Annotated in this window: 19 protein-coding genes; 9 read left to right on the forward strand and 10 right to left on the reverse strand. The window is 68.4% G+C overall.

All coding sequences use genetic code 11. The features are described 5' to 3' along the window. Positions 1 to 121: 121 nt before the first annotated feature. Complete coding sequence (locus tag OG817_RS15765; protein WP_396390352.1) at positions 122 to 1,600, reverse strand: glutamate--cysteine ligase; 1,479 nt, start codon at positions 1,598 to 1,600, stop codon at positions 122 to 124. A 245-nt stretch (positions 1,601 to 1,845) separates the two neighbouring features. Next, positions 1,846 to 2,625, reverse strand: coding sequence for an MBL fold metallo-hydrolase (locus OG817_RS15770; RefSeq protein WP_406055369.1), 780 nt, complete (start codon positions 2,623 to 2,625; stop codon positions 1,846 to 1,848). A gap of 18 nt (positions 2,626 to 2,643) precedes the next feature. Here OG817_RS15770 and OG817_RS15775 point away from each other — a divergent pair, with 18 nt between their 5' ends. Continuing rightward, positions 2,644 to 3,996, forward strand: coding sequence for a DNA polymerase IV (locus OG817_RS15775; RefSeq protein ID WP_406055371.1), 1,353 nt, complete (start codon positions 2,644 to 2,646; stop codon positions 3,994 to 3,996). A 23-nt stretch (positions 3,997 to 4,019) separates the two neighbouring features. On the opposite strand, the gene ddaH is transcribed toward OG817_RS15775, so the two are convergent. Continuing rightward, the gene (ddaH, locus tag OG817_RS15780; protein WP_406055373.1) at positions 4,020 to 4,781 is read right to left on the reverse strand and encodes a dimethylargininase; all 762 of its coding nucleotides are present in this window, start codon (positions 4,779 to 4,781) and stop codon (positions 4,020 to 4,022) included. A 69-nt stretch (positions 4,782 to 4,850) separates the two neighbouring features. Between ddaH and OG817_RS15785 the strand changes: the two genes are divergently transcribed. Next, complete coding sequence (locus OG817_RS15785) at positions 4,851 to 5,360, forward strand: hemerythrin domain-containing protein (protein ID WP_406055375.1); 510 nt, start codon at positions 4,851 to 4,853, stop codon at positions 5,358 to 5,360. Between the two features lie 3 nt (positions 5,361 to 5,363). On the opposite strand, the gene OG817_RS15790 is transcribed toward OG817_RS15785, so the two are convergent. From OG817_RS15790 to OG817_RS15805, 4 genes are all read right to left on the reverse strand, one after another. Beyond that, positions 5,364 to 6,095: an MBL fold metallo-hydrolase gene (locus OG817_RS15790; RefSeq protein ID WP_406055377.1), complete on the reverse strand. Its 732-nt coding sequence runs from the start codon at positions 6,093 to 6,095 to the stop codon at positions 5,364 to 5,366. Continuing rightward, positions 6,092 to 6,484 (reverse strand): YccF domain-containing protein, encoded by a 393-nt coding sequence (locus OG817_RS15795; protein ID WP_406055379.1) that lies wholly within the window; start codon positions 6,482 to 6,484, stop codon positions 6,092 to 6,094. Before OG817_RS15795 ends, OG817_RS15790 begins: the two co-directional genes overlap by 4 nt. A 93-nt stretch (positions 6,485 to 6,577) precedes the next feature. Further along, entirely contained in the window at positions 6,578 to 7,714 is a 1,137-nt protein-coding gene (locus tag OG817_RS15800) for a saccharopine dehydrogenase family protein (protein WP_406055381.1), read from the reverse strand. Beyond that, positions 7,711 to 8,595, reverse strand: coding sequence for an SDR family oxidoreductase (locus OG817_RS15805; RefSeq protein WP_406055383.1), 885 nt, complete (start codon positions 8,593 to 8,595; stop codon positions 7,711 to 7,713). Before OG817_RS15805 ends, OG817_RS15800 begins: the two co-directional genes overlap by 4 nt. A gap of 73 nt (positions 8,596 to 8,668) precedes the next feature. On the opposite strand from OG817_RS15805, the gene OG817_RS15810 reads away from it, so the two are divergent. The 4 genes from OG817_RS15810 (at position 8,669) to OG817_RS15825 (ending at position 13,574) form a co-directional block, all read left to right on the forward strand. After that, positions 8,669 to 9,259, forward strand: coding sequence for a TetR/AcrR family transcriptional regulator (locus tag OG817_RS15810; RefSeq protein WP_406055385.1), 591 nt, complete (start codon positions 8,669 to 8,671; stop codon positions 9,257 to 9,259). Between the two features lie 9 nt (positions 9,260 to 9,268). Then, positions 9,269 to 10,072: an exodeoxyribonuclease III gene (gene xth / locus OG817_RS15815; protein ID WP_406055387.1), complete on the forward strand. Its 804-nt coding sequence runs from the start codon at positions 9,269 to 9,271 to the stop codon at positions 10,070 to 10,072. 57 nt (positions 10,073 to 10,129) lie between these two features. Continuing rightward, positions 10,130 to 12,223 carry a S9 family peptidase gene (locus tag OG817_RS15820; protein ID WP_406055389.1) on the forward strand — a complete coding sequence of 698 codons (2,094 nt, stop codon included), beginning with the start codon at positions 10,130 to 10,132 and terminating at the stop codon, positions 12,221 to 12,223. A gap of 391 nt (positions 12,224 to 12,614) precedes the next feature. Next, the gene (locus OG817_RS15825) at positions 12,615 to 13,574 is read left to right on the forward strand and encodes an RNA polymerase sigma factor RpoD/SigA (protein WP_396390341.1); all 960 of its coding nucleotides are present in this window, start codon (positions 12,615 to 12,617) and stop codon (positions 13,572 to 13,574) included. Between the two features lie 230 nt (positions 13,575 to 13,804). Here the strand turns inward: OG817_RS15825 and OG817_RS15830 are convergent, their stop codons facing one another. Together OG817_RS15830 and OG817_RS15835 are read right to left on the reverse strand one after the other, a co-directional pair. Further along, positions 13,805 to 14,521 carry an HAD family hydrolase gene (locus OG817_RS15830; RefSeq protein ID WP_406055391.1) on the reverse strand — a complete coding sequence of 239 codons (717 nt, stop codon included), beginning with the start codon at positions 14,519 to 14,521 and terminating at the stop codon, positions 13,805 to 13,807. Between the two features lie 45 nt (positions 14,522 to 14,566). Beyond that, entirely contained in the window at positions 14,567 to 15,826 is a 1,260-nt protein-coding gene (locus OG817_RS15835; RefSeq protein ID WP_406055393.1) for a type II CAAX prenyl endopeptidase Rce1 family protein, read from the reverse strand. A gap of 48 nt (positions 15,827 to 15,874) precedes the next feature. Between OG817_RS15835 and OG817_RS15840 the strand changes: the two genes are divergently transcribed. The 3 genes from OG817_RS15840 to OG817_RS15850 are packed head-to-tail and all read left to right on the forward strand — an operon-like array spanning position 15,875 to position 19,133. After that, positions 15,875 to 16,840, forward strand: a complete 966-nt coding sequence (locus OG817_RS15840; RefSeq protein ID WP_406055395.1) for a Dyp-type peroxidase — start codon at positions 15,875 to 15,877, stop codon at positions 16,838 to 16,840. Between the two features lie 36 nt (positions 16,841 to 16,876). Beyond that, on the forward strand, positions 16,877 to 18,457 hold the full coding sequence (locus tag OG817_RS15845) for an ATP-dependent DNA ligase (RefSeq protein ID WP_406055397.1): 1,581 nt from the start codon (positions 16,877 to 16,879) through the stop codon (positions 18,455 to 18,457). Continuing rightward, positions 18,450 to 19,133: a class I SAM-dependent methyltransferase gene (locus OG817_RS15850; RefSeq protein ID WP_406055399.1), complete on the forward strand. Its 684-nt coding sequence runs from the start codon at positions 18,450 to 18,452 to the stop codon at positions 19,131 to 19,133. The genes OG817_RS15845 and OG817_RS15850 overlap by 8 nt, the downstream gene beginning before the upstream one ends. Here the strand turns inward: OG817_RS15850 and OG817_RS15855 are convergent. Beyond that, positions 19,039 to 20,313 carry an MFS transporter gene (locus tag OG817_RS15855; protein ID WP_406055401.1) on the reverse strand — a complete coding sequence of 425 codons (1,275 nt, stop codon included), beginning with the start codon at positions 20,311 to 20,313 and terminating at the stop codon, positions 19,039 to 19,041. The genes OG817_RS15850 and OG817_RS15855 overlap by 95 nt on opposite strands. Positions 20,314 to 20,319: the final 6 nt, after the last annotated feature.

The following is a 20,319-nucleotide window of genomic DNA, read 5'->3' on the forward strand; positions in this document are numbered from 1 at the left end:
TAGTCCGGGTCGTTATCGAACTCGTCCACCCAGTTGCCTTGGGCAAGGTCGCAGCGGTTCCGCCGGAGGGACCTCAGTTCCGCCCACACTGTCCGACGTTGTCGGAAACCAACTAACCGGTTCAGTCCACCGGCCACTCGTGCACAGGCGTGTTCTCGTGCATGTGATCGCGGTAGCGATGGAGCATTCCGCGCAGCGCGTCGCGCCGTCCGTACGACCCCTTTGTATACAGTCGGTGAAACTCGTCGGCCTGCCACGACGCACCGTTGCGGTTGGTCAGGCACCGCTGCTCGATGATTCCCAGCAGCCGATCACGCACCGCGGCGTCGACGCCCCAGGCGTCCAGACCGCGGGAAGCCAACGGGAGCAGGCGTCTGAGCACAAGCTCGGTCGCCCGCGCGGTCCCGACGCCCGGCCAGAAGACCTCCGCGTCGATGCCGTGCCGCGCCGCTGCGTGGAAGTTCTCCTCCGCCGCGCTGAACGACATCTGTGACCAGATCGGCCGTTCGTCGTCGGCCAGTGCGCGGACCAGGCCGAAGTAGAACGCCCCGTTCGCGATCGTGTCGACCACGGTCGGGCCGGCCGGCAGCACGCGGTTCTCCACCCGCAGATGCGGCTTCTCCCGGACAACGTCGTACACCGGCCGGTTCCAGCGATAGATCGTCCCGTTGTGCAGCCGCAACTCCGAAAGAGCTGGGGTGTCGCCGCGATCGAGAACGGCGATCGGATCCTCGTCGGAGGTGACCGGCAAAAGCGCCGGGTAGTAGCGGGAGTTCTCCTCGAACAGGTCGAAGATCGAGGTGATCCATCGCTCACCGAACCACACCCGCGGCCGGACGCCCTGCGTCTTCAACTCGTGGGTGCGGGTATCGGCGGCCTGCTCGAACAATGCGATCCGCGTTTCCCGCAATAGCTCCTTACCGAACAGGAACGGCGAGTTCGCACCCACGGCCAGCTGGACGCCGGAGATCGCCTGGGCCGCGTTCCAGTACCGCGGGAACGCGTCCGGTGTCACCTGCAGATGAAACTGCGTCGACGTACACGCGGCCTCGGGCACGATGCTGTCCGCGGTCACCTGCAACCGCTCGATGCCGTCGATCCCGATCTGCACGTCCTCGCCGCGGGCGGCGAAGATCTGGTCGTTGAGCAAGGCGTAGCGCGGGTTCGTGCTCAGCGCCTCGCGATGGATGTGCTCGGTCAGCAGCGTCGGCAGGATCCCGACCACCACCATCGACGAGCCGGTCCGGGCCGCCTTCTCCTCGGCCGCGTTCAGGCTGTCGCGGATGCTCGACTCCATCGTGTCCAGGCCGATGCCGTCGATCTGCCCGGGCGGAACGTTGATCTCGATGTTGAACTGGCCGAGCTCGGTCTGGAACGCGTCGTCCTCGATCGCGCTCAGCACCTCGGAGTTCTTGAACGCCGGATCGCACTTCTCGTCGACCAGGTTCAACTCGATCTCGATCCCCGTCATCGGCCGGTCCGGCGCGAACCGGGCCTCGCGCAGCATCCGCGCGAAGGCGTCGAGATTGCGATGGACCTGGTTGCGGAACGCCGTCCGATCCGCCCGGGTGAATTCGACCCGGTCGACTTCCTCGCCCATCTGCGCCTCCCCTGGTGGCTACTGGCCTCAGGCCGTGTCCGGTGATCCCGCGCCGTAGCGAGCAGGTGCTCGGTGCGGTGCATCGGCGTGCTGGAGCGAAGGTCTCGATGCGGAGCATCGTGGCCTTTGCGCCAGTGCGGCGCGGTGCCGTGCCGAGTGCCGCGCAGTAGGCGGGGGATTACCGGACATGGCCTTAGTGTGCCTGAAGGGTGCCCACCTGTGTGAGACGCAATCGCGTGGTGGAGTCAGACCGGATAGACGATGAAGTGATCGCGCACGATGCGGACCGGCTCCGGCCCGGCCTCGTCGAGGACCTGGGCCAGCTCCGTCAGTACGCCGGGATCGAGCGGCAACTCGTGCTCATCCGGATGCTTGTCGGCGCCCATCTCGAAGTCGCGGCCGGGCTCGTGGGTCAGCTCGATGTGCGCTCCCAGGATCTGCTCGACCGGATTGCCCGCGGCAACGAACCCGGCCAGCCGGGCCACACTCGCCCGGAACGCGGGCCAGTCGAAGACGTACAGCCGGCCCGGGTACAGCGAGTCGCCGCTGAACAGCACCTTCGACGTCCGGTCGTAGACGGCGATGTGCGACGCGTGGTGCCCCGGGATCGGGATGATGTCGAGCACCCGGTCGCCGAGATCGAGCTGGACCACCTCGTTCGGCCAGTCGGCGATCCCGAAGTACGCCGCCACATCCTCGGCCGTCCTGCCGACGACCTGGTCGAACTCGGCGTCGCCACCGACATGGTCGCCGTGGCTGTGGGTGTGCGCGACGATCAGCTCCTGACCGGACAGCAGGCTCTCCACCACCGGCCGCAGCTTGGCGTCACCGGTACCCGTGTCGAGCAGCAGTGCCCGTTCAGTGCCGAGCAGCAGGTAGATGAACGGTCCTTCGAAACTGGTCCGAAGCGACTGGCGGATGATCGCCGTGCGTTGGTCGTACCAGTGGATCTGGTGTTCTGGGCTGGCCGGGTCGGTGCCGTCGTCCCAGTGCGCGGGGAATGTCATTCCAGAATTGTCGGTCATGCCAGGGAGACTGGTGCCGTGCGAGGGGATCCGTCGGTGCTGCATGTCGACCTGGACGCGTTCTACGCGGCGGTCGAGCAGCGCGACAAGCCGTCGTTGCGGGGCAAGCCGGTCGTGGTCGGTGGCGTCGGCGTCCGCGGTGTCGTCTCGACCGCGTCGTACGAGGCCCGCAAGTACGGCGTGCGCTCCGCGATGTCGACTGCGGAAGCACGATCGCGCTGTCCGCACGCGGCGTACCTCGGTCCACGCTTCGAGGTGTACAGGCGGAGCAGCCAGGCGGTGATGGCCGAGATGCGGGCGTTGTCGCCGCTGGTCGAGCCGTTGTCGCTCGACGAGGCGTTCATCGATCTGTCCGCGTCCGGGCTGACCGGGCTCACCGTCGAGGACGTGCAGGCGATCGCCCTGGATCTCAAGGCCGCGATCCGGAAGGCGAGCGGCGGCCTGACCGCATCGGTCGGCGCCGGTACGTCGAAGCTGATCGCGAAGATCGCCAGTGACCTGGACAAGCCCGACGGAGTGGTCGTCGTGCCGGCCGGGACAGAGGCGGAGTTCCTCGCGCCGATGCAGGTCACCGTGATCCCTGGTGTCGGGCCGGCGACCGCGCAGCGGCTCAGTATGGCCGGCGTGCGGACCGTCGCCGACCTTCAGCAACTCGACGAGGACGAGTTGATCCGTCAGGTCGGCTCCGCGCACGGCAGCAGCCTGTACCGGCTGGCGATCGCGGCCGACGACCGTCCGGTGGTGAGCGACCGGGAGACCAAGTCGGTCAGCGTCGAGGACACCTTCGAGACCGACCTCATCGACCGCTCGCTGCTGGCCGCGATCGGCGACCGGATGGCGCACCGCGTCTCCGAGCGGCTGCAGAAGGCGCAGCTCTCCGGCCGCACAGTCACGGTCAAGACGCGGATGCACGACTTCACCACGCACACGCGATCGTCCACGCTGGCCGGGCCGACCGACGACGCCCGGGTGATCGCGCGAGTCGCGCGACGACTGCTCGACGACAGCGAGATCGGCGGCGGGATCCGCCTGCTCGGTGTGGGCGTTTCCTCGCTCGCGGACTGGATCCAGGACGACCTCTTCACCGAGAGCGAGTACGCCGACGCCCCGGTCGAGGTGGTCGAGTTGCCGGAGCGCCCGCGCGACCAGATCGGGTTCTACCCGGGTCAGGACGTCGCTCATCCCGACTATGGGCGCGGCTGGGTCTGGGGCTCGGGCCGCGGACGCGTGACCGTGCGGTTCGAGACCGCGGACACACCGCCGGGTCCGGTCCGGACCTTCGCGGTCGACGACCCGGCCTTGACAAGAGTTGTTACCGGCTCAGCGGAAGAAGACGACGAACCCCGAAACGGGTCAGAACGGGTTGAATGAATGAGGAACGGCGAGGCCGCTGCTCACCGCCGAAGACGCACCGACAGGCACGTGACACAGCCTTCGAGCTTCTCGAACTCGCTGATGTCGACGACGACCGGCGTGTAGCCGAACTGCTCGAGCAGCTTCGCGGACTCCGGCGCCGAGGCAGCCATCAGCAGACGCCCCTCCCCCAGCAGTACGACGTGCGACCCGGCTTCCTCAGGCATCGGGCGGAACGACTCGAACGCCTGGGGGTCGTCGACGAGCGGCTCATAGCCGATTACGGTCCCGTCCGGTAGCGCGGTGACCGCGGACTTGAGGTGCAACACCTTCCGCACCGGCACGGCGCGGACGTCGGCTCCCAAAGGCGCGAAGGCCTCACGGAGTTGCTGGATGCCCTCGTCGTTCGTGCGACCGCCGTGGCCGGCGTACACGGTCGAGCCGATCTTGAGGATGTCGCCGCCGTCGAGAGTGCCGGGCTCGGTGATGTGGGTGATGCGGTAGCCCTGCGCCGCAACGGTGCGCTCGGCTTCGGGTGCCTCGGGTCGTCGCTCGTCCGCGCCTGATCGGGCGATCACCGCGAGGTCGCCGTACACCACCATCGTGTCCTCGACGAAGACACCGTCCGGGCACTCGTCGCTCGCCGGCACCTCGATCGTGGTCCAGCCGTGCGCCTCGAGGGCGTCGACGTACCGCTGCCACTGGCGTACGGCGAGGTCCGCGTCGACCGGACTGCGTCGGATGTGAGTGACCAGGCCCTCGGCGAGGCGCGGGCTGGGGCGTCGGACCAGGGCAGACGGCATCTGTGCAGGTTAACCGGTGCCGGCCTGGGTACCGGCCGGGCTGACGCTTCTAGATGTGGAGGGCAACCGATGCCGAAGATCCTGCCGGCGACCGGCGGCGATGTGGTCGAGATCATCCTGGCGGACCACCGGTGGTTCGAGGAGGCGCTGCGTGAACTGCGGGACGTGCGCAGCGATCGGTCCGCCGTACTGGCTGACCTGGCGACGGTGCTGATCGCGCACGCGGAGGCGGAGGAGTCGAAGGTCTACCCGACGCTGCGGCGCAAGGATGCGATCGACGCCGACGAGGTCGAGCACTCCGAACACGAGCACGACGAAGGCAACGCGGCGCTGCTCGCTCTGATGGAGGTCGACGACACCGGCAGCGAGAAGTTCAGCGAGAACCTGCATGAGTTGTCCGAGGCGCTCACGCACCACCTGGACGAGGAGGAACGCGACATTCTCAACCCCGCCCGCACCGACGTGTCCGAGGAAACCCGGCGCAACCTCGGCGACGCCTTCGCCGAAGAACGCGCCCGCCTGATCGAGTCCGGCTGCGGCCACATCACCAACGTCCGCAAGATCGTCGAGAGTGCCTGAGGCTTACAGCGGGATCGTGAGGCCTTCCACGGCCGCGATCACCTCGCCGTCGAATTCCTGCCGTGCCTCGGCGACCGAGATCGACCGGTCGGAGCCGGGCCAGAAATGCGTCAGCAGCAAGCGCTTCGCACCGCGCGCATGCCGACCAGCCTCGGTCGCCGTCATCAGATAGCGCGGCGTCGTGTCCGGTGACGGCCCCTGATGGGTCGCGTCCGAGATCAACAGCTCCGTTCCCTCGGCCAGCTTCCGCAGGTCGGGTGACGGACCGCTGTCCCCGGTGTAGGCGACGGACACCCCGGGCGCAGTCAGGCGGACACCGAAGTTGGTCTTGTAGTGCGGCAGTTCCACGGTCTCGACCGCGAACGGACCGAGCCGTGTGGTCGCCGCGAGGTCGTGTACGTCGAAGACGGTCGCCGGATCCGGGTCCGGCTCGAGCGCCCGCAGTACGTCGACCACCCCCGGCGGACAGTGCAGCGGGACCGGCGGTGCGTCCGGTGCCTCGTAGAAGCGAACGCGCGCGAGACCGCTCACGTCGACGCAGTGATCGGGGTGCTGGTGCGTGACGACGACCGCGTCGACCTCACCCTTGGGCCGATGCTCCAGCAGTCGCGGCAGAGCTCCGTACCCGAGATCGAGCACGACACTGAACCCGTCGTACTCGAGCAGGAAGCCGGCGCACGCTCGTCCGGCCTCCGGCCAGGCGCCGCACGAGCCGAGGACGGTCAGCGCCCTCAACGGACGGCGAACGGCTGGTCGGTCGGCACGATCTCCTTGCCCAGCGGCAGCAGCGAGATCGGGATCAGCTTGAAGTTGGCCAGGCCGAGCGGGATACCGATGATCGTCACGCAGAGCGCGATCCCGGTGACCAGGTGTCCGAGCGCCAGCCACCAGCCGGCGAACACGACCCAGATGATGTTGCCCAGTACGGCGCCCGCCCCGGCACTCGGCTTGTCGACCATGGTCCGGCCGAACGGCCACAGGGTGAACCCGGCGATCCGGAACGACGCGATGCCGAACGGGATGGTCACGATCAGCACGCAGCAGATCACACCGGCGATCGCGTAGCCGATCGCCAGCCAGAACCCGGCCAGCACCAGCCAGATCAGGTTGAGCAGTGTCCTCATGCTCTCAGCCTGCCACCCCATGGGGTGCTCCAGAACGCTCCGCGCCACAAGCCCGGGATCATTCCGGGGGACCCTGACTCGGGAGCAGGCGTACTAGTACTCGTCGGTGCTCAGAGTGGCAACCGTCATCCCGGCGTTCACCAGGCGTTGCCGCAGCGCCGGTCCCATCGCGGCGGCGGTGGTGGTCTGGCCGGCTGTCGTGGGGAGGTCGTCGAGACAGAGGCAGAGGGCGCTCTCGGCCAGCATCTTGGCGGTTTCGTCGTACCCGGGATCGCCGCCGGCAACTTCGGTGATCACCTGCTTGCCGCCACCACGCCCGACGAAGCGGACGTTGAACCAGGACCTCGCCCGGCGCTCCGGGCTCGGCCCGTCGCCTGGCTGCAGCCGCTTGAGCAACGCGTTCCTCGCTGGCGGGATCTGGGCAGCCGCCATCAGCAGGGCGGTCCCACCGATGCCTCCGGCAACCATCGGGAGGCGCTCGAGCGCGGCGTAGTGCGAGTAGCGGAAGTCCGGGCCGTACTCCTCGAGCAGCCGGGCGGAGTAGCCGACGATCTGTGGGTCGATGGTCGGCAACGGAACCGCCCAGAAGCCTTGCTGCCGGTGGATCCTGCCGGAGACCGCCCTGGCCTTCCGACCGTCCGGCCCTGGCTCTGCGCGGCGACGTGCCCGGTGTGCTTCGAGGTGCTGCTTGGGCCGGGAGAACGCCGTGATCGCGGTATGGAAGGTGCCCCCGGACGGACGACCGCCGCCCCGCAGCAGACCGTCGACCTGGATCGGGACGCGCCGCGGCAACTGCTCGACGGTGAACTGGACACCGAGGTCGTACGGGATCGAGTCGAAGCCACAGGCGTGCACGATCCGGGCACCGGTCTGAACGGCACGTTCGTGATGGCGCACGTACATGCGATCGACGAACTCGGACTCACCGGTCAGATCGAGGTAGTCGGTCCCCGCGTCCGCACAGGCTGCCACCACTGGCTCGCCGTACTGGATGTAGGGACCGACGGTGGTGGCGACGACCTTGGCCGACTCGGCAAGGGCTCGTAGAGATCGGGGATCCGTGACATCCGCGTGCAGGACGTCCTTGCCGAAGGCCTCGAGCTTGCCTTGGTTGCGTCCGGCAACTGCCCACTTGAGGTCCGGCGGCGCGTTCTTGGCCAGGTACTCCGCGGTCAGGGCTCCGGTGAAGCCGCTCGCGCCGAGCAGGACGACGTCGTACTCGCGGCTCATTGGCCGGCAGCCTTCTCGGCGTCGGCGCGGCCGCCGGCGCCGGTTGCACGGGAGGAGGCAGCGGCGCCGCGCGCCTGGACGTCGGCGAGCGCGGCCCGATCGGCCTTCGGCACGCTGAACCGCGAGCCCGCCTCGATGACGTGCGGGATCACCCAGCGGAACACCTTCATCGCCCCGATCCAGCCCGGCACGTGCACGCTCCGACGGCGCTTCCTGATCCCGTCGACGAACTTGTCCACCGCGAAGTCCAGCGGGTACACCTTGCTCGCCAGCGGGATACCGGTGCGCATCTTGCCGAACACCGGGTGTTCGTCAGCGCCACGCACCATGTCGGTGTCGACGAAGGTCATGTGTGCGACTCCGACCCGCACGCCCAGGTGCTTGAGCTCGGGCCGCAGCGTGTCCCCCATCGCCTCCACGCCGGCCTTCGCCACGTTGTACGCCGCCAGCCCGGGGATGTGGACGATCGCCGCGAGCGACGAGACCAGCAGCAGGTAGCCCTTGCTCTCCAGCAGATACGGCAGGGTCAAGTGAACGGTCCGCCAGACGCCGAACAGGTCGACGTCCACGACGCGCTCCCACATCTTCGGGTCCATGCTCCGGCTGAACCCGGGCGCGGCGATGCCGGCGTTCGCCATCACGACGTCGATCCGGCCGTACCGCTCGGCCACCGCCTCGACCGCGGCCCGCAGCGACTCGGTGTCGGTGACGTCGGCCTCCCACCACCCAGCGTCCGGCCCGCAGTCCTCGGCGACCTTCTTCAGCTCGTCCGGCTCCAGACCGATCAGCGCCAGCGTGGCGCCGTCCCGCGCCAGCTTCCGGGCGACCGCGGCGCCGATTCCGCGGGACGCACCGGTGATGAGGACGACCTGACCACGCATCTGGACCTCCAGCTTGTTGAGTGGATACTCGACAGTAAGTGCTTGTTGACCGATTACTCAATAGACTGGGGGTATGACCCAGACCTCGTCCGCCCGGCTGCGCCCCGGCGAACGTCGCAACCAGATCCTCGCGGCCGCCCGCCGCGTCCTGGTCGCCGACCCGCACCGCGAACTCACGGTCGAACTGGTCGCTGCCGAGGCCAAGGTCTCCCCCGCACTGCTGTTCCACTACTTCGGCTCGAAGAAGAAGTTCCAGTACGCCGTGATCGAGGAAGCGGCTGCCGAAGTCATGCTGCGCACCGCGCCCGACCCGTCGCTGCCGCCGGACGAGCAGCTCCGGTCCGGCATCCGCGCCTTCGTCCGTGCGGTCCTCGAAGCACCTCAGCTCTACCGCGCCACCCTGCTGATGTCAGCCGCCGGCGACCCCGACGTACGCGCACTGCACTCCGAGATCCGACGGGTCTTCAGCACGTGGGTCGTCAGCGCGGTGGCCCAGAGCGGCATCGAGATCACCCCCATGGTCGAGCTGGCCTGCCACGGCTGGCAGGGGTACGTCGAGCAGACTCTGCTCACCTGGATCGACAACCCCACCATCTCCCCCGAGGCCCTCGAACACCTCTGCGAACAATCCCTCGACGCCATCCTCACGACCACCGAGGGTTAGGGTTCACGGGTGCTGAAGGTTGCCACGGTGAATGTGAACGGTGTCAGGGCCGCGTTCCGGCGCGGGATGGGTCCGTGGCTGCAACAGACCGATCCGGATCTGTTGCTGATGCAGGAAGTTCGCGCGACGGACGACGTACTGCGGGAGCAACTCGGCGGGGACTGGAACATCGCGCACGCGGAGCCGTCGATCGACGGGCACAAGGGCCGTGCGGGAGTCGCGGTGGCGAGCCGTCGGCCGATCAAGGACGAGCGGGGAGAGATCGGCCCGGAGCGGTTCGCCGGGTGTGGCCGGTGGGTCGAGGCGGACGTCGTACTGGACGACGGTACGACGCTGACGGCGGTGAGCACGTATGTGTTCACGGGTGAGTTCGAGACGCCGCCGCGGCAGGAGGAGAAGTACGCGTTCCTGGACGCGATCACCGCGCGGCTGACCGAGTTGCGGGCGGACGGGCGGCACGTGCTGATGTGCGGCGACCTGAACATCGCGCACCGCGAGGTCGACCTGAAGGCCTGGAAGGCGAACCGGAAGAAGAGCGGCTTCCTCCCCGACGAGCGCGCCTGGATGGATCGTTTGTTCGACTCCGGCTGGGTCGATCTCGGGCGGCACTTCGGCGGCGAAGGCCCCGGCCCGTACTCCTGGTGGTCCTGGCGCGGCAAGGCGTTCGACAACGACGCCGGCTGGCGTATCGACTACCAGATCGCCTCGCCCGAACTCGCCGAATCCGCCACCGGTTGCGTCGTCCACCGCGCCCCGACGTACGCCGAACGCTGGAGCGACCACGCTCCCGTCGTGGCGACGTACGACGTCTGATCGGACGGCCACGGAAACCGGCAGCCACGTCCGGTCTCCGGCGGGTAGTCTCGCGGCATGTCCGACTTGAACCCCTCCGCAGACAACACCGCCGCGAAGCCCCCGGTCGCCGCCCGGAAGCCGATCGAACGCAGTCATCACGGCGATGTGTTCGTCGACGACTACGAGTGGTTGCGGGACAAGACCGACGACGAGGTGCTGGACCACCTGCGCGCCGAGAACAGCTACACCGAGGCCCGCACGGCGCACCTCGAATCGTTGCGTGAGGCAATCTTCAAGGAGATCTCGGACCGCACCCTGCAGACCGACCTGAGCGTGCCGGCCCGGCGCGGCGGGTACTGGTACTACGCCCGCACGATCGAGGGCAAGCAGTACGGCATCCACTGCCGGGTGAAGGTGGACGGCGACCAGCCCCCGGCCACCGACGGCGAGATCGCCGGCGAAGAGGTGATGCTGGATGGCAACGAGGTGGCCGGCGACTCGGAGTTCTTCTCCCTCGGCACCGTCGACGTCTCCCCCGACGGCCGGCTGCTCGCGTACTCCGTCGACCTCAAGGGCGACGAGCGGTTCACCCTGCGGATCAAGGACCTCGCCACCGGCGAACTGCTGCCGGACGAGCTGCCCGAGGTGCACTACGGCTCGGCCTGGTCCGCGGACGGGTCGACGATCTTCTACACCAAGGTCGACGGCGCCTGGCGGCCGTACCAGGTCTGGCGGCACACCCTCGGCACGACCGAGGACGTGCTGGTGAAGGAGGAGCCGGACGAGCGGTTCTGGGTCGGCGTCGACCTGACCCGCAACGAGCAGGCGATCCAGATCGTGCTCGGCAGCAAGATCACCAGCGAGGTCTGGCTGCTCGACGCCAACGACCCCACCGGCGAGCCAGTCGTCGTCGTACCCCGCCGTGGCGGCGTCGAGTACGACGTCGAGCACGCCGGAGACCAACTGCTGATCACGCACAACGCGGACGCGGCGAACTTCTCCCTCGCGACCGCGCCGCTGGACTCCCCCGGCTCCTGGACCACGCTGCTCGAGGGCGACGCATCGAGCCGGCTGCTCGGTGTCGACGCGTTCGCAGACCATGTCATCCTGCACCGCCGTCGTGACGCCCTCACCGAGCTCGCGATCATGCGCCGTACCGAGGGAGGTTTCGGGGAGCCCGAGGTGCTGGAGTTCGAGGAGCCGATCCACACCGTGTCCCCCGGTCGCAACGACGAGTGGCACGAGACCCGCTACCGGTTCGGCTACACGTCTCTCGTCACGCCGGGTTCGACGTACGACGTCGACGTGGCGACCGGTGAGCGCCGGCTGCTCAAGCGACAGCCCGTGCTCGGCGGGGTCGACCTCGGCGCGTATACGCAGTACCGCGAGTGGGCGACGGCGAGCGACGGGACGAAGCTGCCGATCTCGCTGGTCGCACGCAAGGACGTCGCAAAGGACGGCAACGCGCCGGTCGTGCTGTACGGCTACGGCTCGTACGAGAGCTCGATGGACCCGTGGTTCTCGATCGCGCGGCTGTCGCTGCTGGACCGAGGCGTCGTCTTCGCGATCGCCCACGTGCGCGGCGGCGGCGAGCTCGGCCGGCACTGGTACGACGACGGCAAGATGCTGGCCAAGCGGAACACGTTCACCGACTTCATCGCCGCGGCCGAGCACCTGGTGAAGGAGGGATGGACCCGGCCGGAGCGGATCGTGGCGCAGGGCGGCAGTGCCGGCGGCCTGCTGATGGGCGCGGTGGCGAACCTGGCGCCGGAGGCGTTCGGCGGAATCGTCGCCGAGGTGCCGTTCGTGGACGCGCTGACCACGATCCTGGATCCGTCGCTGCCGTTGACGGTGATCGAGTGGGAGGAATGGGGTAATCCGCTCGAAGACGCAGACGTGTACGAGTACATGAAGTCCTACTCGCCGTACGAAAACGTCACCGCCCAGCGGTATCCGCGGATCCTTGCGATCACCAGCCTGAACGACACCCGGGTGTTCTTCGTCGAACCCGCGAAGTGGGTGGCCAAACTCCGCGCGGTCGCGGACGCCGACGTACTGCTGAAAACCGAAATGGACGCCGGCCACGGCGGGCGCAGCGGACGGTACGACGCATGGCACGAGATCGCCTTCAGCCTGGCCTGGGAACTCGACACCCTCGGTCTGGCCTGATCCCTCGTTTCGGGCGGGAACACGGCGGGTACCGGTGGCGTTGCTGCTGGTTGGAGAGGTTGGAGGCAAGGTTCCCCCGGCACCACGCACGGCGTGTGTTGTGCACCACACAAGACACCGGAGGTGGTGGTGATTCTGGACAGATTCTCAGGTTTCTTCCGTGGGGTGCCGCTGGGCACCGGAGGCGAATTCCCGCGCAAAGCAAAGGGAATTCGGACGCCCGGACGCAAAGGCGGCCGGGAAGCGGACACGAGCGGCTCCTGGACATCGGTTTCCAGGGCGCGATCGTGCCAGGAACTCTCAGGGAACCTTCAGGGTGTTTACACACTCGTCATGGAATCTTGAACCTCACTCGAGCGTTGCTCTCCATGTAACGACGAAGGGAGTTTCGGTGGCTCGCATGGCTCGTGTCCGCTCGGCGGACGACGGTATCGACGGCAAGGACAGCGTCGGTCTCTATCTCGAGGAGATCGCGCGGACACCTTTGCTGACGGCTGAGGAAGAGGTCGAGCTCGCTGAGACGGTCGAGGCAGGACTCCTGGCGGAGCAACTGCTGGCCGAGGGGCGGGTTGGACGCAAGAAGGGCGGAGCGCCCAAATATGCCACGGAGGAAGAGCTGGAGTGGCTGGCCGAAGAGGGCCAGCGCGCGCAGCAGCGGTTCGTGACCGCGAACCTCCGGCTGGTGGTGTCGATCGCACGCCGGTACGGGCGATCCCAGATGCCGCTGCTGGACCTGGTCCAGGAGGGCAACACGGGTCTGATCCGGGCGGTGGAGAAGTTCGACTACCGGAAGGGATTCAAGTTCTCGACGTACGCGACCTGGTGGGTGCGGCAGGCCATCACCCGCGGTATCGCGCAGCAGGCCCGCGTGGTCCGGCTGCCGGTGCACGTGGTGGAGCAGCTGAACCAGATCGGGTCGGCCCGGCGGACGCTGGAGCGCAAGCTCGGACGTGAGCCGGAGATGGACGAGATCGCGGCGGAGCTGGACCTGAACGTGGAGCGGGTCACCGAGTTGATCCGGATCGGCCGGGACCACATCAGCCTGGACAACCCGATCGACGACGAGGGCGAGACCTCGCTGGGCGACCTGATCGCGGCCGAGACCGCACCGGGTCCGGACCAGCTGGTCGCCGACGCGTCGGACCGCTCGGGCCTGTTCAGCCTGGTCGATCAGCTCGACCCGCGGTCGGCCGACGTGATCCGGCGGCGGTACGGCCTGCATGACGGCCGGCAGGCCAAACTCGCCGACATCGGCGCCGTGCACGGCATCTCCGCCGAGCGCGTCCGCCAGATCGAGCGCGAGGCCCTTGGCCGCCTCCGCCTGCTGGCAGACCCGACCCTCGCCGCGTAACCCCCACCCCGAAACCCCTCGAAGGACCCCCAGCCACACCGGCTGGGGGTCCTTCACTTCTCAGCCCAAGTGGAGCCAGGATTCGACCGGCAGGTGGTCGCTCGGGAACTGTCCACTGCTGCTGAAGGTGTTGATGTTCGCCTGCGAGACACGCATCCCGGGGGTGGTGAGGATCCAGTACTTGGTGTCCGGCCGCTAGTCGTAGCGAGTCGAACACATGACGTGACTGGTCAGGCGACGGCCTTGTTCCAGGTGTCGATGAGCGCGGGGAGCTCGGACAGCCGCTGGACGGTCGCATCCGGCTCGCCTTCGGTGTGACCGATCTGCTCCACCGGGATCGCGCTGTGCGGGATGTGCGCGGCCCGCATCCCAACGTTCTGCGCCCCCCACACGTCGTCGAACAGCCGGTCGCCCACGAACAGGCACCGCGACGGCTCCGACTCCCCCAACGCCCGCATGGCCGACAGGAACGCCTCCGGGTGCGGCTTCGTGTACGGGATCTCGCTGGTGTAGACCGCCCCGTCCAGCAACTCCAGTACGCCGTCCCGCTCGAAGATCTCCTCGTGGCGGCTACGCGACCAGATCGTGTTCGACAGCACTCCGACCTTGAGCCCGCGGGCCCGGAGATCGCGCAGAGTGTCGATCGCGTCGGCCTCGAGTTCGGTGTGCGGGTGCCACTGCCGCTCGTACTCGACCTGGGCCGCCGGGGTCATCACCACGTCGGCCAGCAGGCAGACCTCCTCGAGCGTGCTGCTCAAGTGATGGTCGCGCGACCGGGCCCAGACCGAGGCCTCCGCCTCGAACAGCCGGCCCGCGAGCTCGTCCGCCCGGGCCTCGTCGATCACCGCCGCCACCGTCCGCCAGACGGCGTACAGGTCGATGGTGTGCCAGGTCGCCAGTGTGCCGCCCCAGTCGAACAGGACGGCCTCGATCCTCGTGTTCGTCACGCGCCTACCCTGGCAGACAGCCCGGACAATTCTCGCCCGGTTTTCTCAGCTCACCCGGGCGATCCGGTTCCGCTTCGACACCCACACCACGGCGGCCGCGTAGAACGCGAGGCACGGGATGTCCAGCGCCAGCAGCGTCCACGGGGCGCCGCCCTGCTGGTCCCAGCCGTCCAGCTGCCCAGTTGCCGCAGGCAACAAGAACGCGAACAGGTTGTTCATCGCGTGCAGCGCGATGCCGGCTTCCAGACCACCGGTCCGCACCGTCAGCCACGCGATGGTGACCGCGAACAGGAAGATGTCGGCCATCGCCCACCCGGTGTACCCGTGCGCCGACACGAATGCCAGGCTGCTGATCACGATGCCCGGCCAGGGCGAACGGAACAGCACCCGGAGCCAGCGCGCGCGCCCCTCCGGCCGGTCCGGGCCGTAGGCGCCGATCGCCTGCAGCAGCCAGCCGCGGAACACGAACTCCTCGGCCGCGGACTGGAGCGGCACCAGCAGCAGGATTACCAGCGCCGGCACGATGAACGCACTGAAGCCGACCCACGAGCCGTCGTCGGTCGCCGTGGCGTCACTGCTCGGGAAGATCGCGTCGGCGACGATACCCAGCCCGTAGGACAGCGCCAGGTAGCCGAGGCCGGGCAGGCAGCACATCAGCAGCCAGCGCCAGCGGATCCGGTTCAGGACGGACGCCACGCTCCAGGCCGGCCGGCGCTGGACGAGCCAGGCGGTCAGCATGACGAACGGCGTGAGGACTGCGAGCATGACCAGCGTGACGGCCAGGTTCTCGGTGTCGCTCGGGAAGATGTCATTGCCCTGCGGCTGGACGAACTCGCCTGCGATCAGCGTGTGGACGATCTCCCAGCCGACGAGTACCGCCGCGGTGAGGAAGAAGGCGCCAGAGGCGAGGAACAGTGTCCCGACGATCGGCCGCCACCATCTGTGCTTCGGCGTCCGCCCGAGCCGGTGGTACGGCGTACCCCCGGGAGCCGGGATGATGCGCGGCTCCCGGTAGGCGTACTGGCCCGGGTACGGCGGCGGTGCGCCGTACTGCTGCTGTTGGTGCGGCCCGGGCCACTGCGGCTGGTAGGGGCCAGGCTGCTGGTAGGGACCAGGCTGGTAGGGACCAGGCTGTTGGTACGGGCCAGGCTGCTGATAGGGACCCGGTTGGGGGTAGGGCGGGGGCGGCGGGTACTGACCGGGCTGCGAGGATGGGCCAGGTTGGTACGGCGGGACCCACGGGTTCGGTTGGTTGCCGGGGGGCGGCGAGTCCTGTGGGCGCGGTTCGCCCGATTGCGGGTCCATGAATGGACTCTAGAAGATCGGGCCAAGGAGCTGGAGGAGAACACAGTGGTGACTGATCCGACCCTTGGTGCAGCAGCCACGACGCGGGCCTTGCCGCAGTCGGTGCTGATGCCGTTGACCGGTTCGGCGATCTTCCTCGTGGTCCGGATCGAGCCGGGAGGCGAGGAGGCCACCCGCGATCTGCTCGAACGGGTCAGCGGTCTGATCCGGTCCGTCGGCTTCCGGGTACCAGCCGGGAATCTGTCGTGCGTCACCAGCATCGGGTCGGACGCCTGGGACCGGCTGTTCAGCGGGCCGCGGCCCGCCCACCTGCACCCGTTCATCGAACTCGACGGCGCCAAGCACCGCGCCGTCTCCACTCCCGGCGACCTGCTCTTCCACATCCGCGCCGCGCACCTGGACCAGTGCTTCGAGCTGGCCGGCCAGATCATGAAGGCGCTCGACGGCGCCGCCACCGTCCTCGACGAGGTCCACGGCTTCAAGTACTTCGAGATGCGCGACCTGCTGGGCTTCGTCGACGGCACCGAGAACCCGGCCGGTTCAGAGGCGGAGGACGCCGTACTGATCGGGGCCGAGGATCCCGACTTCGCCGGCGGCAGCTATGTGATCGTGCAGAAGTACCTGCACGACCTGAAGGCCTGGAACGCGCTGACCGTCGAGCAGCAGGAGCTGGCGATCGGCCGGACCAAGCTCGACGACATCGAACTGTCCGACGACGACAAGCCGAGCAACGCGCACATCGCGCTGAACGTCATCGAGGACGAGGACGGGAACGAACTGCAGATCCTGCGCGACAACATGCCGTTCGGGACGATCGGGACGCAGGAGTTCGGCACCTACTTCATCGGCTACGCCAAGACCCCGTCAGTGACCGAGCTGATGCTGCGGCGGATGTTCATCGGCGAGCCCGAGGGCAACTACGACCGCATCCTCGACTTCTCCATCGCGGTCACCGGATCGCTGTTCTTCACCCCCACGTCCGAGTTCCTCGACGATCTCCCGCCCGCACCCTGACGCTCGGAATTCCGGGTACGCCGGACTGTCGGTGGGATGGGTGAGACTGGGGTCATGTTGCTGACCGAGGTGGTCGAGACCTCGACCGCGCTGGCCGGGACGCGGTCGCGGCTGAAGAAGGCGGAGTTCATCGCCGGGCTGCTGTCGCGGGCGACCGAGCCGGCCGAGACCGAGATCGTGGTGACGTACCTGTCCGGTGAGCTGCGCCAGCGACGTACGGGCGTCGGGTGGCGGACGTTGATGGACGCGCCGACGCCCGCCGAGAGCCCGTCGCTGACGGTCGAGGAGGTCGACAGCGCGTTCGCCGAGCTGGCCGAGATGTCCGGGGCCGGGTCACAGGCCCGCCGACGGGAGGCGATCGACGCGTTGTTCGGCCGTGCGACCGAGGACGAGCAGCGGTTCCTGCGGCTGCTGGTCGGCGGCGAGTTGCGGCAGGGCGCACTGGACGGCGTGATGGCCGATGCGGTCGCCCGAGCGACCGGGATCCCGCTGGAGAAGATTCGGGCCGCGACGATGTTGCGTGGCGCGGCCGCGCCGGTTGCGGTGGCCGTACTGACCGAGGGCGAGGCGGGCCTGGCGCAGTTCGGGCTGGAGGTCGGGCGCGGCGTGCAGCCGATGCTCGCCCAGTCCGCGACGAGCGTCGCGGACGCTCTGACCAAGACCGGTACGCCGGCCGCCCTCGAGTGGAAGCTGGACGGGATCCGGATCCAGGCGCATCGCGACGGCGACAACGTGGTGGTCTACACCCGCACGCTCGACGACATCACCAAGCGGGTGCCCGAGGTGGTCAGCGCCGTACTCGCTCTCGACGCGCAGCAGGTCGTGCTCGACGGTGAGCTGATCGCCCTGCGGCGGGACGGTCGGCCGGAGGCCTTCCAGGTCACCGGGTCGCGGACGGCGACCCGGGCGGCGACCGGGCCGGAGTCGGTGCCGTTGACGCCGTACTTCTTCGACATCCTGCATCAGGACGGGCAGGACCTGATCGGTCTCGACGGTGCCGCGCGGCACGAGTGGCTGAGCAAGCTCATCCCTGAGGAACAACGGATCCCGCGGCTGGTGACCGACGACGCGGACGCCGGGCAGGCGTTCTTCCTCGACGCGGTGAAGCGCGGCCACGAGGGTGTGATGGTCAAGTCCCTGACCGTTCCCTATGAGGCGGGTCGGCGCGGATCCGGTTGGGTCAAGGTCAAGCAGACCCACACGCTCGACCTCCTCGTGCTCGCGGCCGAGTGGGGCCACGGGCGTCGTACTGGCTGGCTGTCGAACCTGCATCTGGGTGCGCGGGACGAGGCGACCGGCGAGTTCGTGATGCTCGGCAAGACTTTCAAGGGGCTGACCGACGAGCTGCTGCGCTGGCAGACCGAGCGGTTCCAGGAGCTCGAGGAGCGCCGCGACGAGTACACCGTCTATCTCCGGCCAGAGGTGGTGGTGGAGATCGCCTTCGACGGCGTTCAGACCTCGCCGCGCTACCCCGCGGGCATGGCGCTGCGGTTCGCCCGGGTACTGCGCTATCGGGACGACAAGACCCCTGATCAAGTTGATACGGTCCAGACGGTGCGAGCGATACACGAAGGTCTCGAAGCCGACGCGAAGCGGGAAGGTGGCGCGGATGTCTGAGCCACAGGAGGATCCGGACGTCGTGTCACGCCGGATCGCCCACGAGTCGCTGTCCCAGGACGATCCGACCGGCTGGTTCGATCGGCTCTACTCCGCGGCCGAGGACGGCGCCGCCGTCGTCCCGTGGGATCGAGGTACGGCCCACCCGATGCTCACCGAGTGGGTCGACGAATCCCACCCGGACGGGACCGGGAAGACGGCGCTGATCGTGGGCGCCGGCACCGGATGGGACGCGGAGCTCATCGCGGACCTCGGCTATGAGACCACCGCGTTCGACATCTCCCCCACAGCCGTCCAGGCCGCACACCGCAACCATCCCGACTCCAAGGCGCAGTACGTCACCGCTGACCTGCTGGCCCCGCCTGCCGAGTGGCACCGCGCCTTTGACCTGGTCGTCGAGATCTACACCGTGCAGGCCTTGCCGATCGACCTCCAGCCTGCCGCCATCAAACAGGTCGGTGAGCAGGTAGCTCCCGACGGGACCTTGCTCGTGATCGCGGCCTCTCGCGCGGACGATGTTCCGGACTCCGAGGTCCAAGGTCCGCCGTGGCCGTTGACCCGTGCCGCTATCGAGTCGTTCGCTACGCCGGACCTGCGGCTGATTCAACTCGATCAGTCTCCGAGTCCGGTCGATCCCACGATCCTTCGCTGGCGGGCGGAGTACCTCCGCGACTAGCCAGGACCGCACCGCGGACGTAGAGGGCGCAGCTCACGCCCATCAGGATCGCGGCGACGGTGAAGAGTGCCTCCGCCGAGGTGTGGTCGAGCGCCGGTCCGGCCGCGGCGCTACCGACGGCACCTCCGCTCATGATGATCGTCGCGGCGGCGGTGAGCGCATTGCCGCGATGGCGTTCGCCCAGTCGCGGGATCATCACCGCAGATGACGGGCCGTTCGTCAGGCCGTTCGCGATGCCGAGCGCCGCGATCAGGGCGACCGCACCCCATAGCGGTACGGCGAGGATCAGGCCCACGAACGTCAACGCCTGCAGGAACTTCCCGGCCAGGGCCAGCCGAACAGACCGGACCCGGGAGGCCAGCGCCATCGCGGCGAAGCTTCCGGCGACAGCGCCGCCGCCGAAGGCTCCGGTGAGTACGCCGGCTGCCGCGGCGGTCGCGTCGTACCGATGAACCGTCAGGATCGGGATCGCTACGAACAGCGCCTGGTACGCGGCCTCGCTGAACGTGCTGGCCGAGATCCACGAACTCACGAGCCGGTCGCGCCGGAGTTCGTGCAGCCCGTCGAGAAGCCGCGGCCGAGCGGCCGTCACCTGCCGAGTCTCCCGGGGTACGGCGAGCCGCAGGATCGCGATCACCACGATCAGGGTCGCGATCGTCACGAGCAGCGTTGGTGCCGCGCCCATGGCAGTCACCAGTACGCCGGCGATCGGCGGACCGAGCAGCAATGAGGTGCGGTTCGCACCCTGAAGAATGCTGGTCGCCCGCGCCAGCAGACCCTCCCGGTCGCCGACCAGCTTGGACAGAAGCTCCTGCTGGCTTCCCATGTACGGCGTCCGCAGCGACCCGAGCAGGAAGACGAGCGCGGCCAAGGCCCACAACGGCAGGGCATCTACCTCGGCGAGCGTCACGATGGCGGCCACCAACGCGACGCTGACCACGTCGGATCCGATCATCCAGCGGCGCGCCCCGACTCGCTCGACCAGCCCACCGAGCGGGATCCCGAGCACGATCGCCGGCGCCAGCCCCGCGGTCATCACGACACCGACGTCCGTCGCGCTGCCGCCGTTGGTCAGCACCAGCCACGGAATCGCCATCGCCTGCACGGCCAGCGCGAACGACGACGCGATCTCGGCGACGAGTAACGGCCGGAGACCACGCTGCGCACTCAGGGTGTCCATTCAGCT

This window comes from Kribbella sp. NBC_00889 (assembly GCF_045207705.1).
In the GTDB taxonomy this organism is placed as follows: domain Bacteria; phylum Actinomycetota; class Actinomycetes; order Propionibacteriales; family Kribbellaceae; genus Kribbella.